The sequence below is a fragment of the Paenibacillus oryziterrae genome, from assembly GCF_042610485.1.
Lineage (GTDB): Bacteria > Bacillota > Bacilli > Paenibacillales > Paenibacillaceae > Paenibacillus_AQ.
Map to the genome: position 1 here is coordinate 196482 of NZ_JBGJZO010000004.1, position 16678 is coordinate 213159.

At 48.7% G+C, this 16678-nt stretch carries 7 protein-coding genes and 1 pseudogene; 2 read left to right on the top strand and 6 right to left on the bottom strand.

Features of this window, described 5'->3' with window-relative positions:
• Positions 1–5 precede the first annotated feature (5 nt).
• Both ACAN55_RS07515 and ACAN55_RS07520 read left to right on the top strand, forming a co-directional pair.
• A complete protein-coding gene (locus tag ACAN55_RS07515) occupies positions 6–983 on the top strand; it encodes an aldo/keto reductase (RefSeq protein ID WP_379130256.1) in 978 nt (325 codons plus the stop codon).
• Between the two features lie 33 nt (positions 984–1016).
• A complete protein-coding gene (locus tag ACAN55_RS07520; RefSeq protein ID WP_379130258.1) occupies positions 1017–2408 on the top strand; it encodes an aldehyde dehydrogenase in 1392 nt (463 codons plus the stop codon).
• A 135-nt stretch (positions 2409–2543) separates the two neighbouring features.
• Here the strand turns inward: ACAN55_RS07520 and ACAN55_RS07525 are convergent, their stop codons facing one another.
• The 6 genes and pseudogenes from ACAN55_RS07525 to ACAN55_RS07550 form a co-directional block, all read right to left on the bottom strand.
• Positions 2544–3824 carry an MFS transporter gene (locus tag ACAN55_RS07525; RefSeq protein WP_379130260.1) on the bottom strand — a complete coding sequence of 427 codons (1281 nt, stop codon included), beginning with the start codon at positions 3822–3824 and terminating at the stop codon, positions 2544–2546.
• A 482-nt stretch (positions 3825–4306) separates the two neighbouring features.
• Entirely contained in the window at positions 4307–10471 is a 6165-nt protein-coding gene (locus tag ACAN55_RS07530; RefSeq protein ID WP_379130263.1) for an S-layer homology domain-containing protein, read from the bottom strand.
• Positions 10472–10696: 225 nt separating this feature from the next.
• Positions 10697–11605, bottom strand: a complete 909-nt coding sequence (locus tag ACAN55_RS07535; RefSeq protein ID WP_379130265.1) for an HD domain-containing phosphohydrolase — start codon at positions 11603–11605, stop codon at positions 10697–10699.
• A 16-nt stretch (positions 11606–11621) separates the two neighbouring features.
• Positions 11622–12326 carry a hypothetical protein gene (locus ACAN55_RS07540; protein WP_379130268.1) on the bottom strand — a complete coding sequence of 235 codons (705 nt, stop codon included), beginning with the start codon at positions 12324–12326 and terminating at the stop codon, positions 11622–11624.
• Positions 12327–12465: 139 nt separating this feature from the next.
• A complete protein-coding gene (locus ACAN55_RS07545; protein WP_379130270.1) occupies positions 12466–15393 on the bottom strand; it encodes an ABC transporter substrate binding protein in 2928 nt (975 codons plus the stop codon).
• 283 nt (positions 15394–15676) lie between these two features.
• Positions 15677–16593 (bottom strand): annotated as a pseudogene (locus tag ACAN55_RS07550) (DUF7916 family protein).
• Positions 16594–16678 lie beyond the last annotated feature (85 nt).

Genomic DNA, 16678 nt, shown 5'->3' on the forward strand with positions numbered 1-16678 from the left:
TTCTCTTGAACACTAACAGATTAGGAAGCAGCGGACTTCAGGTATCCGCTTTGGGTCTCGGCACCAATGCCTTCGGCAAACGCGCTGACGAGCCTACATCTATTCAGATTGTACATGCCGCTTTGGATCAAGGCATCAGCTTCATTGATACAGCCAATATTTATGCCGGCAGCGAATCGGAAAGAATCATCGGACTTGCCCTCGAAGGCAGACGGCACGAGGCAGTCCTGGCTACAAAAGCGGGACTGGTCAGGCATCCGGGGCCAAACGGTAGCGGCTCCTCCCGTCATCATCTCATGAAGGAGCTCGAAGGCAGTCTTACCCGCCTAAAAACAGATTACGTGGATCTCTACCAGATACATACTTTCGATCCACACACACCGCTTGATGAAACCTTGCGGGCTCTGGACGACATGGTCTCCTCGGGAAAAGTCCGCTATATCGGAGCCTCCAACTATATGGCTTGGGAGCTTATGAAGGCGCTTGGCATCAGCGAAGCTAAGGGCTTGATCCACTATGTGTCGTTGCAGTGCAGCTACTCCCTTGCTGATCGCACACCGGAGAATGAACTTCTTCCGCTCTGCCTGGATCAAAGGGTAGGCATGATTTCATACTTCCCGCTGGCAGGCGGTATTCTCACTGGAAAATACAATACAGGCGGGGCCGTACCTTCCGGATCCAGAGCCGATACTGATCCTAACTTCAACCGTTTCCTTACGGACAGCCGGATTCAACTGGGAGAAACCGTCGCACAAATCGCTGCAGAGCTGGGACACACCCCAACTGCCTTGTCTTTAGCCTGGCTTATGGACCGGCCGGCAGTATCCACCGTGATCGTCGGTGCCACAAAGGTCGAGCAACTCCAAGAGAATCTGGCCAGCACCTCTATCCAGCTTGATCAGGACACACTGGGCAAGCTGGATGAAGTCAGCCTGTCCTTCCGGTACGGCGAGCCGTTCGCCGTCTACCGCCTGCCGGAATAAACCAGCGCAAACACTCGTAAAGGAGGACCCGACATGGTCCCACTGACAGCCCGTGATATTGAGGATATGCTGCGGGAGCATAGACAATTTTTTGACAGCGGAATTACCAGGGAAGCTTCTTTCCGCATCGAACAGCTACAGAAGCTGAAGAAAGTGATCCAGCGTTATGAGAGCCGCATTCTCACCGCGCTGAATAAAGACCTGCGTAAGAGTGAGTTCGAAGCTTATTCGAATGAAGTCGGCTTTGTGCTGGACAGCATCGGATCGATGACCAAGAAGCTGAAGTCATGGATGAAGCCCCAAAAGGTGCGAACACCGCTTCATTTGTTCCCGTCCAGAAGTTATACCATCAGCGAGCCTTACGGAACCGTGCTGATCATTGGGCCGTTTAACTATCCGTTCCAGCTCCTGATTGAACCGCTGATTGGCGCTATGACCGCAGGCAATGGTGCCGTGCTTAAGCCATCCGAAAGTACACCGCATATTTCTGCACTGATCGCTGAGATGATCGGCGAGACTTTCGACAAGTCGTACATCCGCGTAGTCGAGGGGGAGAAGGAGATAACTTCTCTGCTCATTCACGCCAAATTCGATTATATTTTCTTCACCGGCAGTGTACCGGTCGGCAGAATTGTCATGGAAGCGGCAGCGAAGAACCTCACTCCCGTCACACTGGAGCTTGGCGGAAAAAGTCCTGTCATCGTTGACCCGAGTGCTAATCTCGATATCGCCGCCAAACGGATCGTCTGGGGCAAGCTGATCAATGCCGGCCAGACCTGCATCGCACCCGACTATGTGCTGGTCCACAAGAGCATTGCCGGCGAGCTTCTGATCCGAATGAAGCATTATATCTCCGCGTTCTATGGAATCGATCCGCAGAGTAGCCCCGATTATGGGCGCATTGTGAATGGGCGTCAGCTTGACCGGCTGGCCGGAATTCTGGAGCGCGACCGGGAGAAGCTTATTATGGGCGGAACCGTGGAGAAGGAAGATTTATATATCGAACCCACCTTGCTCTTTCCCGCAGCCTGGGAGGATGCCTCGATGGAGGATGAAATCTTCGGCCCGATTCTGCCCGTGATGGAATACGAACACCTTGACGAAGCGATCCGGATGATCAACGATCGTCCCAAGCCACTAGCACTCTACTTGTTCACCGAGGATAAGAGCGTCGAGCAGGAGGTACTAAACCGTGTCTCCTTCGGGGGAGGCTGCATCAACGACACCATCTCCCATGTGGCGAATCCGAACCTGCCATTCGGCGGCGTCGGCCCCTCCGGCATCGGCGCCTATCACGGCAAGGACAGCTTCAACCTCTTTTCCCACCGCAAAAGCATCGTCAAACGCAGCTCCCGCATTGATCCTGGCGTTGTCTACCCTCCATACGGGAACAAGGTCAAGCTGGCGAGGAAGCTGCTGAAATAATGCGCTAAAAATAAAAAGAAACGGATATTGCCCCTTTGAAGGACAATATCCGTTTCTCGTATAAATATATGATTGATCTAGTAACGAAGCGTTATCCGAGGCCATCCTAAGGATGGTCTTTTTCCCTTCCACCACTTAGTTAACGGTTACTTCAGCAAGTGGCGGCTTTGATTCTTGAAGCGGCTTCATTGCCCTCGGGAATAAATAACTATAGAGGATAGAGAACCCAATCAGCATAAGGCCTAGAAAGAGAAAGAGGGAGCTCACCGATACCTTGGCCGGAAAGATCAGATAGAGAATGAGTAAGCTTAGAACCTGGGACATAATGATCAGTGGCGTCATAAGACCGCCAACTCGGCCCATTTTCTGCGGTTCGACGAGTGCTGGTAACCATCCGCCAATTCCCACATTGATTAACGGCAAGAAGAAAGCAATAGCAAACATGCATACGAGGAACGTGGTTACTTGATGGGAGAAGGCGATCAGCACAGTTGATGCTCCAGTTGTAAATAATCCGAGAATTATCATTTGGAACGGTTTAAGCTTCTTCGCTGCTATAGCTACAACGTAGCTTCCAAGAATAATGCCTAAGCCGACAGCAAAACCCTCATACATAACTATAGTTTCATAATTAGCTGGCGCTAACTTATATTTCAACAGAAATATTGGCAGGAGGGCAAAAAAAGCATTTAATACACCAAACACCAGACATCCGGATAATAGAATACGGATCACCTTGTGCCCGAGCGCATACGTCAAGCCCTCTTTGTAGTCTCTTGAAATCGAAGACAATTGCAGCTTACTCCATCCTGATTCTCCGTTCGGTAGCAACAAATTACGGTCGAATTTGCAGGAATGAATGAGCAGACCGGCAAGCAGAAAAGAGACCGTATCGATGAGAATGGCGCCTGTAATTCCCAGAGACCAGAACATAAACACTCCCAGCGATTTACCGAATAAATCAAGCGAGCTCTTCAGCATCTGATTGAGCCCCGAAGCCACAACATAATCCTTTTTCGACAATACCCCTTGAACCAGCGAAGCCTGGGCAGGATTGAAAAAGAAATGTACAGAGGTTCGGATAAACAGGCAGGCAAAAATGAACGGCAGGGATTTCGTAAGCACCGCAATCATTAAGAGCACCGATACACCAGCGCTGAAAAAAAGGCTGTACACCGCGAGCTTTTGACGATTAAACCGGTCGGTAATAACGCCCACAAAAGCAAAGACAAGCAGTATTGGAAGTGTGGACATCAGCTCAGACAAGGTTGTTAAAAACGGTCGATCCGCGAAGCTTCTAAGTAAATAAACAATAAAGGCTGTGACTCCAATCATCGTTCCCATTTCTGAAACAAAAGACGCAAACAACAGACGGCTGTAAGTTTTGTTTTTCAATAGTGTAATGAATTGATTCATGTTTCAACCTTTCTAACGGCAGTATGCAAAACTGGACAGCATTGAGAAATGAATATGCTTTTCGATATTATATCTTTAAAAGGTATAAATTACCATATATAATCTCTATTATTTTCCGTACTTTCCCAATTTAAGTTCCATTAAACGCAAAAAAAAGAGACGCCCTTGACTCTGCGTGTAAAATAAATGGCGACCAGCCACCCTACGCAGAGCAAAAAGACATGTCTCATACGCAGTCTCACGAGAGCTAGAACCACATGATTCGTAAGATGAGGTTAGCCAGCTTAATCTGGCTAACCTCATCTTCATTAAAAATATCTATAGCTTGGAAGGAAGATGAAATATCTGGGCAATGCGCTCTTTGGAGAACCAGGATACAGCCCCACCACCATTACCATACTCACTTTGAGGAATTATTATATAGCACTTCATATCAACCTTGATGAAAATACCTGTTTTTGGAACATCACCTTACTCTTTACTTAGTCGAGGTAATTGACGTATTGGAGGAAACGTTTCAAAAGAACGGTCGCTTGAGCGCGAGTCGCATTCTCGCCGGGTGATAGATTGACATCGTCGGTGCCTCTGAGCAGTCCAGAGGTTACGAGTTTCGCCATTGCGTCATTTGACCATGTACTGACCGTACCACTGTCCTTGAATTGTGCCAGGATTTGTTCCTTCGTTTGGTTGCCTAGCGAGATATACCGTCCGCTAGCTTCAATTGCACGAAGCAGCATGACCGCCATTTGTTCACGTGTAATTTGCTCGTTCGGACGGAAAGTCTGATCGGCGAAGCCCTCCATCAGATTCGCGCTTACTGCGGCATTGGCTGCGGCTGCGTACCAATCGGTTGCCGATACATCCTTGAAGTTCGACGGACCCGTTTGCGTCGAAAGGCCAAGCGATCTGACAAGCAAGGTCGTAAACTCCGCTCGGGAAGTGTTGGCATCAGGTGCAAAGGCGTTATCTGTTACACCGTTGACGATGTGCTTGGATGATAGCAGATCGATGTCCGTCTTGGCCCAGTGCTCGGTCTGACCGTTCGCGCCCAGATCGGCAAATACTTTCGGAACAGCTGTCATAATCGTGTACGTATTATTGCCGTCTGCTTTAAAAGTGACCACGGTGCTAGTATTCTCCGATTTGAATGCAGCCGGTACGAAATCAAATTCGCCGGTTGTTGGGTTGTACCCGAAGACCGTCGCCTGGTTCCCGCTAATCGTCTGTTGAATCGTAAGCGAAGCGTTGGCGTTCGCATTGCCGTTATGAACAACCTGCATTTTCTTACCGCCTTCTTCTGCTGTCACGGAGAACCTGATCGAGCTGGTAACCGGGTTAAGCTTCGCCTTGGATGCGCTGATATTGACAGCCTCGCGGTCTTTGCCTGTCAGAGGTTCAATTGAAACATTAAATGTCAAGTTTTGACCTGTTGTTCCCAGTTGTTTAGCTATCACACTCGTATCGAAGAGCTGCAAGGGCAGCTCATAGCTTATGTTGTTCGTTTTAATGTCCAGCTTAGCATTCGGAACTTCATCGATCGCATTCTTGATGTTATTCGCAGAGATGTCTACCACTACAGATTGGCCGGGTTTCACTGAGTCCACGTACACATTCACAATCGGCGGCAGAGATGTCGGATTCTTCACCAGCTTTTCTTTTAGAGCGATGAACGAGTCGATAAACTTTTGGTCATTGGCTACTGAAACAATAACCGCAGTGTCTTCATTTTGATTTTTGCCTTGCGACAGTTTGATTGCACTGTCATCCACATCTACCTGATTCGGAAGCGGTGTTGATAATGATTTCTGCGTTGAAATGAACCCACTGCCGCCGTCAGGCACTGCCACTGAAATGCGGATCGTAAAGTGCAGCGTTGTCGTTGCCGTCAAGCCGTTGGCCGTCCTCGTGCTTGTGACTTGCAGCGCATACACGCCGTTCGCCGAGAGGGCTGTACCTTTCGTGAACGGCTGTGACGCACCTCCATCCTTAGACAAGCTGGCCTCGCTACTCGTGCCCGCCGGGTCCGTCCAGCCCGGCGTAACCGCCGCGCTATAGGTTGCTCCTTCCGTTACGCCGGTAACTATTGGCGATGCAGGCGCTGTCGTGTTGATCGTAAAGTGCAGCGTTGTCGTTGCCGTCAAGCCGTTGGCCGTCCTCGTGTTTGTGACTTGCAGCGCATACACGCCGTTCGCCGAGAGGGCTGTACCTTTCGTGAACGGCTGTGACGCACCTCCATCCTTAGACAAGCTGGCCTCGCTACTCGTGCCCGCCGGGTCCGTCCAGCCCGGCGTAACCGCCGCGCTATAGGTTGCTCCTTCCGTTACGCCGGTAACTATTGGCGATGCAGGCGCTGTCGTGTTGATCGTAAAGTGCAGCGTTGTCGTTGCCGTCAAGCCGTTGGCCGTCCTCGTGTTTGTGACTTGCAGCGCATACACGCCGTTCGCCGAGAGGGCTGTACCTTTCGTGAACGGCTGTGACGCACCTCCATCCTTAGACAAGCTGGCCTCGCTACTCGTGCCCGCCGGGTCCGTCCAGCCCGGCGTAACCGCCGCGCTATAGGTTGCTCCTTCCGTTACGCCGGTAACTATTGGCGATGCAGGCGCTGTCGTGTTGATCGTAAAGTGCAGCGTTGTCGTTGCCGTCAAGCCGTTGGCCGTCCTCGTGTTTGTGACTTGCAGCGCATACACGCCGTTCGCCGAGAGGGCTGTACCTTTCGTGAACGGCTGTGACGCACCTCCATCCTTAGACAAGCTGGCCTCGCTACTCGTGCCCGCCGGGTCCGTCCAGCCCGGCGTAACCGCCGCGCTATAGGTTGCTCCTTCCGTTACGCCGGTAACTATTGGCGATGCAGGCGCTGTCGTGTTGATCGTAAAGTGCAGCGTTGTCGTTGCCGTCAAGCCGTTGGCCGTCCTCGTGTTTGTGACTTGCAGCGCATACACGCCGTTCGCCGAGAGGGCTGTACCTTTCGTGAACGGCTGTGACGCACCTCCATCCTTAGACAAGCTGGCCTCGCTACTCGTGCCCGCCGGGTCCGTCCAGCCCGGCGTAACCGCCGAGTTATAGGTTGCCCCTTCTGTTACGCCGGTAACTATTGGCGATGCAGGCGCTGTCGTGTTGATCGTAAAGTGCAGCGTTGTCGTTGCCGTCAAGCCGTTGGCCTCGCTCGTGTTTGTGACTTGCAGCGCATACACGCCGTTCGCCGAGAGGGCTGTGCCTTTCGTGAACGGCTGTGACGCACCTCCATCCTTAGACAAGCTGGCCTCGCTACTCGTGCCCGCCGGGTCCGTCCAGCCCGGCGTAACCGCCGCGCTATAGGTTGCTCCCTCCGTTACTCCGGTAACTATTGGCACTTCAGGCCTTACGCAAATGGTTACGTCCGTGCTGACGTTGGGGCTGATTCCATCATTGAGCGCTATCGACATGTCCACATTCTGAGACCAGTTCACGGCCGTATACAAGACATTATTGGCAGCAAGGAATGTATTCAGATTCGCTATCGTCCCTGTCAAAGTCAATGCACTCGTACCAGAACCCGAAACCGTAATGCCATTTCCGGACACTGTAGACAGCGTACCGTTTGCCACGCTCATTAAAGATGTTGCCATATTCGAACCACTGCCTGTAAAGCTAACTCCCGTAAGCGCACTTGGTATAGCTTTTGTTACATTAATCTTTTCCGGAGCCGTAATAGAAGACGGCGCAATCGGCGTAATTAATTGGAACTCTATAGCGTCCGCTACAATGCGTCCATTAGCGTTATCGTTACGAACGGTAACACTTCCTTCGGTTCCCTTCTTAAACGTATATTCCCCGAGTTCTATCGTCGCGTTGTACTTCTGATTCGCATGGACTGTCGTCGTACCGTTCGCATTCACAATATCTACCTGCGCATTGTCGGCACGATTCAAGTCTGGAGCGTTCTTCATACGTATCCTATAAGTTCCTGCGCTCGGCAAATCCGGCTGGAATTTCACGTAACTTCCGCCAGGGCTCGGATAGATGAACCAATAATCCGGACCGTATCGAAGGTTCGAAGCGGAGCTTGCTGTCCAGCTTCCCGACTTCGTTACGTTCGATCCGGAATCCGCATTATCGACAATAACAGTTGCCAGCACTTCATGCTGCGGCGGCGGCACAGCCGTATCTACCCAAAAGCTGAGATCGTCAAAATAAAGCGATATATCCTGCTTCCCCATATCTTTCAAAAACTTGACCGTACCTGGTCCGAGATAATTTTTAAAGATCCCCGCTTGATAATAACCTTCATTGGAAATCCAAGAGTGTTGGGTTCGTTCGTTGGTCTCGTTAAAGAGGGTCACCCATTCTTGTTCTCCCTCCACCTTCATTTTCACAATGACCCTTGCCGAGCTCGTACTATCCACCTTCGGATCAGCGCCCTTGACCACATAGATGTCCCATTCCGCCCATTTTCCGAAAGGCACAGGGACCGATGAGTTGCTAGTAAGCCATTGCCTGTACCCGTCTGAATTCTTGAAATCCATGTCTTCCCCTCTTAGGTGCCACGTGAACCCGCCATTCAGACTCTTGTCATAGTTGGGCTCAAATTCAAAGTTGATGCGGAACGCCCCAGCTGCGTTAACATGGTCAAGCTGGCTCGCTATGCTGTCTGGAGATGGAGGCGTCCAAATCTCGAAGAGATCCGTCCATTTCGCCAAGCCGTCCGAATTCTCCGGCGTAATATCCTTAAGCGCCTCGTAATCCGGTGAAAAATATTGGCGATATTTAACATGAAGTGTATTATAAATTTCATTTCTGCCTACTTGCTTCCCCATAGAGAAAGACCCTTGAGCTCTGCCGTTCAATGTCGTGCTGGCCGAATCGGCTCCATAATTGACAACCGTAAACTTTGCTACCTTGTTATTCGGATCTAGCGGATCAGGAACGATGGAATACGTCGATAGCGAAGGATCCCTGTAATAATTGCCGTAATTAAGGTCTCCATTTAGATTATCCCAACTGAATGTCGATAAAGGCTGATCTGATCCTGCAAATGTAGATGTCCTACCCTGATCGTTGGTGACCGCTGTTACATTCGACTCGAAGCCGGATTGAACAACCAATCGCTCGGTACTGTCCGGTTTCCACTTAGCATATAGCGTAGCATTGTTGGCAGTCATGGTGTACTGGCTTGATGGTTGGTAATTTGAGCTGAATTCATTCGGTGTCGAATTCCAGCCTTGGAAGGTATAGCCCGCTCTAATCAAATTGCCCGTATTGCCAAGAACCGTTACTTTCGTAGAGGCGGTATACGTATTGTTGTCGAAAGGCACCGTTCCGCCCGTACTGCCATTTCCGTTGTAGCTGATCGTATATCTAGGGCTCATCGCCCACTTCGCATACAGAGTTACATTGGACGAGCCGATCACGAGTTGGTTCGTCGGCTCGTAATCCGCACCCGTTCCATCCGACGCTGTATTCCAGCCCGCAAACGTATAATTGGTCATCGTCAGATTCCCCGTATTACCCAGCACGGTCACACTTGACCCCGCCACATAGTTATTGGTATCCGATGGTGCAGTCCCGCCTGTGCTTCCGTTTGCATTGTAGGTAACTTTGTAAATCGCAGACGTAGTCCACTTGGCGTAGAGCGTTACATTGGCGGTCCCCATCACGAACGTGTCGCCAGCTCTGTAGTCTGTACCTGTTCCATCTGCTGTCGTATTCCAACCCAGGAATGTGTTACCTGTATTAACGAGATTGCCCGTATTGCCGAGAACATTGACGGTATCGACGCTACCGTAAGAGAGCCCATCGACAGGCACAGTTCCACCTGTGCTACCATTCCCGTCATAGGTCACCGAATAATAAGTGGCCATGTCTGGCGTGACCGTAAAATTCCCGATCGAGGCGAAATCATTGTAGGGCTTGACGTGATCGGCTGACCAATTGTTGGGGTCCCCCATCGCTGCTAACAGTACCGATTGACTGCCCACTTTTGGTCCTTTGTACTCCAAATCTCTGCACCCATAGACACCCTGAGGCGTTCCAGAAATGTTCGATGTAAATGCGTTCATGGCTCGTATTGGCGTTGCAGAAGGCGCGTACGATAACCGATCTACTGCAATATTACCGGTTGTGATCCAACTTCCGTTCGTAATATACTCACTGCCATTCGCATTGTTGAATGCATAGATGAACGTAGCGCCGGACGTTGAGCTACGTGTGCCCTGATGGACAAAGATTTGATCGCCGTTACCGGAGAATCCTGATATGGATCCCCCGAGAGATCCGTTGACACCGGTGTAGCTTGTCCCCGATGCATCCACGATAGCGGCGTTGCTGCTTGGATTGTTGGTGACGATGAACAACTTGCCTGCTGTCAGGTCAGTCGGCACCGTCCACGTCATATGCCCCTCCGAAGTCAAATCGGCGCTAAAATTTCCAGTAGCATAAATGCTGGCATCCGTAAAGTGTACAATCGTACCACTGCCAATATCCCTTAGAATAACAAATGCCCAACGTTGTGCCGGGTAAGGATCTTTGGCATTGATTCCCACAATTCCGATATCACCGGGGGACAAGGTCGTCGGAGTCGAACTAGCATGGCTCACACCCACAGGAATTAGCATGGTGACGACCATGACGAATGATAATAGAGCAGCTAACCAAGATTTCCGAATCTTCAAGTCAATCGCCTCCGATGAAAGTGCTTACAAAGATGCAGTGACAGCATAAACCTCAAAGCATACGCGTGCAATCATCCATATCCAAATCTTCATGTAGACACATCTTGCATTTTATCGTTACAAGATCATCATACCTTATATTGGAACCCAATCGGAATCAAAAACAGGGTCCGTCCCATGTAGCTATTTCATAGCTTATGGAGCAGCCCCGTTTCGTTACATTAATTATTTTAAAACACCGTCCACAATCAGTGCTTTTTCAAAAAGATTAACAAGTTCACTATCATAATGAATCCCCGACAATCTCTTTAACTCTGCCATAGCAATGGTCGGATCAAGACCTTTCCGGTAAGGGCGGTCAGAAGTCATTGCATCAAAGGTATCAGCAATCCCAATAATTCTGGCTTCAAGCAGAATATCATCTTCCTTAAGACCGTTGGGATATCCAGAACCGTCCAGTCTCTCATGATGTTGAAGGATAATCTGGCTAATATTCGTATAGTAAAGGTCTTTAACCATAATGTAACCGTCATAAGAATGACGCTTAATGATATCAAATTCCTCTTTTGTTAAGCTTCCTGGCTTATTTAAAATTTCTTCAGGGATATTGATTTTCCCTATATCATGAAACAAAGTCGCAAAATATAAATCCTCTAAACGGTCTTTTGTGAGTTTGAGCATTCTCGCTATTTTAAATGAAAACTCTTGTACACGGACACTATGTTGATACGTATAATTGTCCTTTCCTTCCACTTGTTTAACAATATTGGACAACTTCGCTATTCTGTGGCTAAGGTAGTGAAAGGCTGGTTTAGTGGTATACCACAATAGTTTCATATCAGTCATTGCACTAAAAAATACTGAATCCTGCAAATGCTGCACGTAAAAATAATCGCCTTGATCTAAAATGATATTTTCTTCATCTTTTTTATAACTGCATTTTCCTTCAATTATGTAGAAGAACTCCATTGTTTCAGATTCTTCAGCAGGGTGAACATAAAACATTTTACCATGTTGGATTTTTTGAAAGATCACTTCCGAGCCGTCCCCTTTTGCTAGGAGTGAAAAGTCGGAAGCTCCTTGCTGTTCATTTTCGATGCTGTCCCCGCCTTTTCCAATCTTCAGGCCCCTCATATGTAATCTTCCTCTCTTACCAGCCTACAACTAGCGGATCAATCCAAACCCACTGGTCAGCGATTTTCACTAGTTTCCATGAGTTCTCCGCGATGACACCGAGTTCGGCTGCTTTTTTGATGGCTTTATTGGAGATTTCCAAGGTTTCATCGTTCAGCTTGGTGATCAGTTGATTCAGCTCTCTGGTGTATTTCTCCGTCCGTTCCGCAAGTTCAGCGGCTTTACTCGATACTTTGGCGTTCAACTTGTCGATATTCTTCTGGATTTTGGCAGCATCTTTATTGTCGGCTGTGATCAAGGTTGCCAGCAGTTCATTGATGTCACTGTTGATATCTGCCACTTCCGCAGTTACGTCTGCATTGGCTTTATCCAGCTTCAACTGAGCTTCAGCGATTTCTTTAACGAGCTTGTCCTTCTTCGCGGGGTCGTTCTCCGCTTGCAGCTTCGCTTTCAGCTTATCCAGCTTCTCACTGAGTTTCACAGCATCCTTGCCCTGTTCAATGATCCGTACATCCCTCAGATAATCTGCCTGCAGCTCATCGGCTTTTTTAACCGCTTTTTCAATCTTTTTGTCGATTTCCTGGTTAGCTTTTTCAATAACTTTCAACGCTTCCTGCTGATCTTTCGTCAGATTCGCAGTCGGTGAAGCAAATACAGAACCACTTACCAGGAATAAAACTAACATTAGGATTGTGCTGCTTGCCAGTAGTTTTCTTAACATCTACGCCATCCCTTCTTAATAAACTTTTATTTATATTATTATAGTATGGCATGGGCATCTTTACCAGTTGTAATAGTTCCTAATTTTAATAGTTATAAAGGATAGAATTCACGAAATCTATGCGTATCTATCAGTTATCTTACCGATTCATAATCCAGGCCTCCACTTGACCTTCCGGAATAGGTTTGCTGAAATAGTAGCCCTGGATTTTATCACAATTTGTCCGTTCCAGGAAGGCAAGCTGTTCTACCGTCTCTACCCCTTCTGCCGTCACATTCAGTCCCATATCATGACCGATAGTTACAATGGAGCTGGCCAGAGCCATATTACTTGGTGTATCAATACTGTCAATGAAGGATTTATCGATCTTCAGGGTGTTAATCGGAAGCTGCTTCAAGTAACTAAGTGAAGAATATCCCGTCCCGAAATCATCCAGTGCAATGCTAATACCTTTGGCCCGCAGAAACTCCAGTTTCGCACTGATCGCTTCAAAGGATTCCATGAAAATGGACTCGGTGATCTCCAGCTCCAACAATTCAGGTCTAAGTCCTGTCTCCTGCAGCACCGACTCCACCATATCTGTGAAATCATCAAGCATTAATTGAATAACAGAAATATTCACGGAGACGTGATAGCCCTCATACCCTTTGTTCTGAAGATCCACAATGAATGTGCTTGCCGTCCGCAGTACCCATTCCCCGATCGGTATGATTAAGCGGCAATCCTCGGCGATTTTGATAAAAGATAGCGGAGATACAAATCCCAGTACCGGGCTGTTCCAGCGCAATAACGCCTCAAACCCCCAGACGCTACCTGTTCCCAATTCAACAAGCGGCTGATAATGCAGGGAAAGCTCATTATTGGTGATTACATTTCTTAAGTGCTTCTCGATAATCATACGCTCGTCAAAATGCTGCTGCATCGCCTGGCCGTAGAGCACATAGATGCCTTTTCCCGCTTCCTTCGCTTTGTACATGGCGATATCAGCATTCTTCAGCAGCTCCTCAGCACTCACTCCGCTCTCCGGATAGGTGGCGATCCCGATGCTTGTTGAGATGTGTACCACGCTGTCACCCAGCAGGAACGGCTCTTTGAATTCCTGAACCAACGCGTCTGCATATACAATCGCTTCTCCGGGACCGGCAATATCTTTTAGCAAAATAACAAACTCATCTCCGCCGAAACGGAAATGCTTACTTCTTCCATCCGCTGGCCCAAGCAGGCGCTCCCCGACTTTCACAAGTAATTGATCCCCAAAGGAGTGTCCCATCGTATCGTTTATATATTTGAAGTTATCGATATCGAGGAAGAAGAGTGCAGCATGGCTGCCGGAGTGCTGTTCAATAAAGGTGCCTAACTCCTCGGTGAGGGACAATCGGTTCGGAAGTCCGCTGAGCGCATCGTTATAAGCAAGCAGTCGGTATTTCTCTTCGCTGATCTGCAGCAGCTTCTGGTTCTCTACTACCTTGTTATACTGTTCAACAAGCTCATCCTGCAGAGCGGTGAGCTCCTCATAAGTCGACTCTAGCTCCTGATAGCTCATTTGCAGCTTATTTTCTACGCCCTTACGGTCGGTCACATCAGTCATAGAACCCGCAAAACGGATAAATTCCCCAGTCGGACTCCGCAGCACTTTACCTCTGGCCTGAAACCACTTATAGTCACCCGACTTCGCAAGCATACGGTATTCGCTGTAATAATAGGCCGAACGCCCCTCCAAATGAAGCTTGCGCTGCTCTTTCTCCTCCTCGGCATCCTCCGGATGCAGGATATTCCTCCACCCGCCATGAGTTTCGTCGATCTCATCCTTCTCGTAGCCAAGCAGTTCATACCAGCTGTCCGAAAAGTAATAGATCATCGTCGACATATCCACATCCCAGATGACGGCGTCGGAGCCGTAAGTTGCCAAACCGAACCGCTCGTTGCTTCTCTCCAGATTCTTGCGCATCCGCCGGACCAAACCTACATAGAAGAGCAGAATGGCGATAAAGGTAATCAGTATAACAAAAGCTGCGATAATGCTGATAACCAGACTTTTATAAGTCTCATAGAAAGAGAAGGGCTTGTTGATGATCTCGCTGCCTTCAGGCAGCTTTTTAAGTGATATATCAAAACGTTGAAGTTCATTATAATCGAACACATTGCGGACCGTATTCTTGGATAGAATCGGGATATAGTCGAAATTCCAGCCCTGCAGTACCTGGATGGCCATGTTTGCCGCTTCTTGGCCCTGGATTGTTCCGCTAATCATGCTTCCGCCAAAGGCCCCATGGTTCAAACCGAAATCGTAGATATGATAGACGGGAACGCTGCTGCTCTGGCTGAGCTGGCTGGAAAACCGGTCAAATTCCGTGATTTGCCCTGTAGAATCGCTGTAGTACGTGGTCATGAGAATAATGCTGTCAGAGGTCAATTCTGCTGCTTTAGTGAAAATTTCTGCACTCGAAAGACGATTCATCGGATACAATTGCAAGCCCAGGTTCATGGATAGAATCTTATCGATGACCATTTTACCTGTGGATAGTCCGCTTTCGGAGTTGTCAAAAACGACATATACATTCTTCAGAGACGGATTCACTTCAAGTGCCATCCTTATCGTTTCAACCGGGTTGATCTCCTCAACGACACCTGTAATACGGTCTAGTGATTTCACGTTGTTCACGCCAACCTGGTTCACCCCGCTGAATACAATCGGTGCATCGTTCAGAATCTCCTTACGGTGGCTGATGGCGAAATTGAGCGCACTATCATCGGTTACGATGATGACGTCGATATGTACGTTTCTATACTTGGATTTGATCATTTCATAAAAGCGGTTCAAATTATCAATGTTAGGGTACCGTTTCCAGTCCATATATTCGGTGTAGATCGTTGGAATATTATTGGCATTCCGGAGCTGAGCCTCGATTCCTTCATTCTGATCGTCAGTCCAGTCGAAGCCTTTATGATATGAATTAAGTATCAGTACATTCTGTTCCGGCTGCTCATACATTGCGCTAGTTACTGCCGGAGTACTCGCTGCAAGGAATAAGATACCGATGATTATCCCAAGCCCTAGTTTCAACAAAAGCTTGAGATGAAATCTCTCATCACACATAAGTACACTCCCATTCATCTATGCTCAAGGTCACTATTTTACTTATAAAACGGGAAAATTCGACAATATACTAATTCGTTGTTCCTGCTTCTCTTTCCTCTTTTGTCCATTGAAAAGCTTAGAATTTTTAGTTATCTGAAGGCACTCCTAAAGTTTCAAGCTTCACCTTCGTTGCTCCACCTTGTATCTTCAATAAAAAACGGCTTCCCGTAGATATAGGGAAGCCGTTATCACGTATTATCTTATTTCATTTTTATCTCAGCACTGATGAAGCCATGCGGATATACGTATGCCTTCTCCCGCGGATCACAATAGAATATGCCATGATGTTTTCGGGTACAGCGATTCCCGTATAGCCGCCGTCGCCTATATGGAATAAATCGGCCCCGGCCATTTTCCCGTTAAGGGCGATCTGCCGGATCGTTCCTTCATCCGCACCCTCCTGGCTCGTTCCCGTGGCGAGCAAAGCAAGTGCACCTTCCCGCTGCACGGCCTGCACCATCTGGCGGGAGGCCTCAACCGTAATACCCGGAACCGTTCCGGGGGAAGGAAGCAGCACAATATCGGCGCCGGCCCGAACAAAGCTGCGTATTTCATCTACATTCACGATGTCGCTCCCTGCTTCTCCCGCCACACCAGCGCCATGCATTTTGCCGGCGATAATCAGCATTTCCTGGCCTATGGCTTCACGAGCTGATCTGATCGCCTGGCGGATCTCCTGATTGGTAACCCCTGTTTTGGGGTTACCAATCAGGAGATGAAGTCAAAACCGAGATCGCGGGCTTTCCGAATGGTATCGGCAGATGCCCTTCTTCCCGGGGGCAAGAGATCCAGAGCCTCTGCAGGATGCGCCTGCGGATCCACTGGCTCTAGGTTCAGGCCGACCGGTCGGCCAACCAGTTTTTTTAGCATACGGATGACCTCGGAAGGTTCTTGTGAGGGTAACCCGGCAATGGCAGGGGCATTGACATCGATGAAATTCAGCAGAATCATATCGGCTCCAAAGGCAGCCACAACCTCTGCATTGGTCACGCTTGGGTACAGCGGCATTACATTCGTGATTACCTCGGCAATGAGTACGCGTCCTTCCGAGGCTTTGATTGCCTGCTTAAGCTCGGTGGCTTTCATGTTTGCGAAATCCGACGCCGTGCAGTCCAGTAAACGTTTCATCATAAACTCCCCTTTATAGCAGATCGATTGGTATCTCTCTTCTACTGTAGTCTATGAAATCCATTTCACAGCAAGCTCGAATACT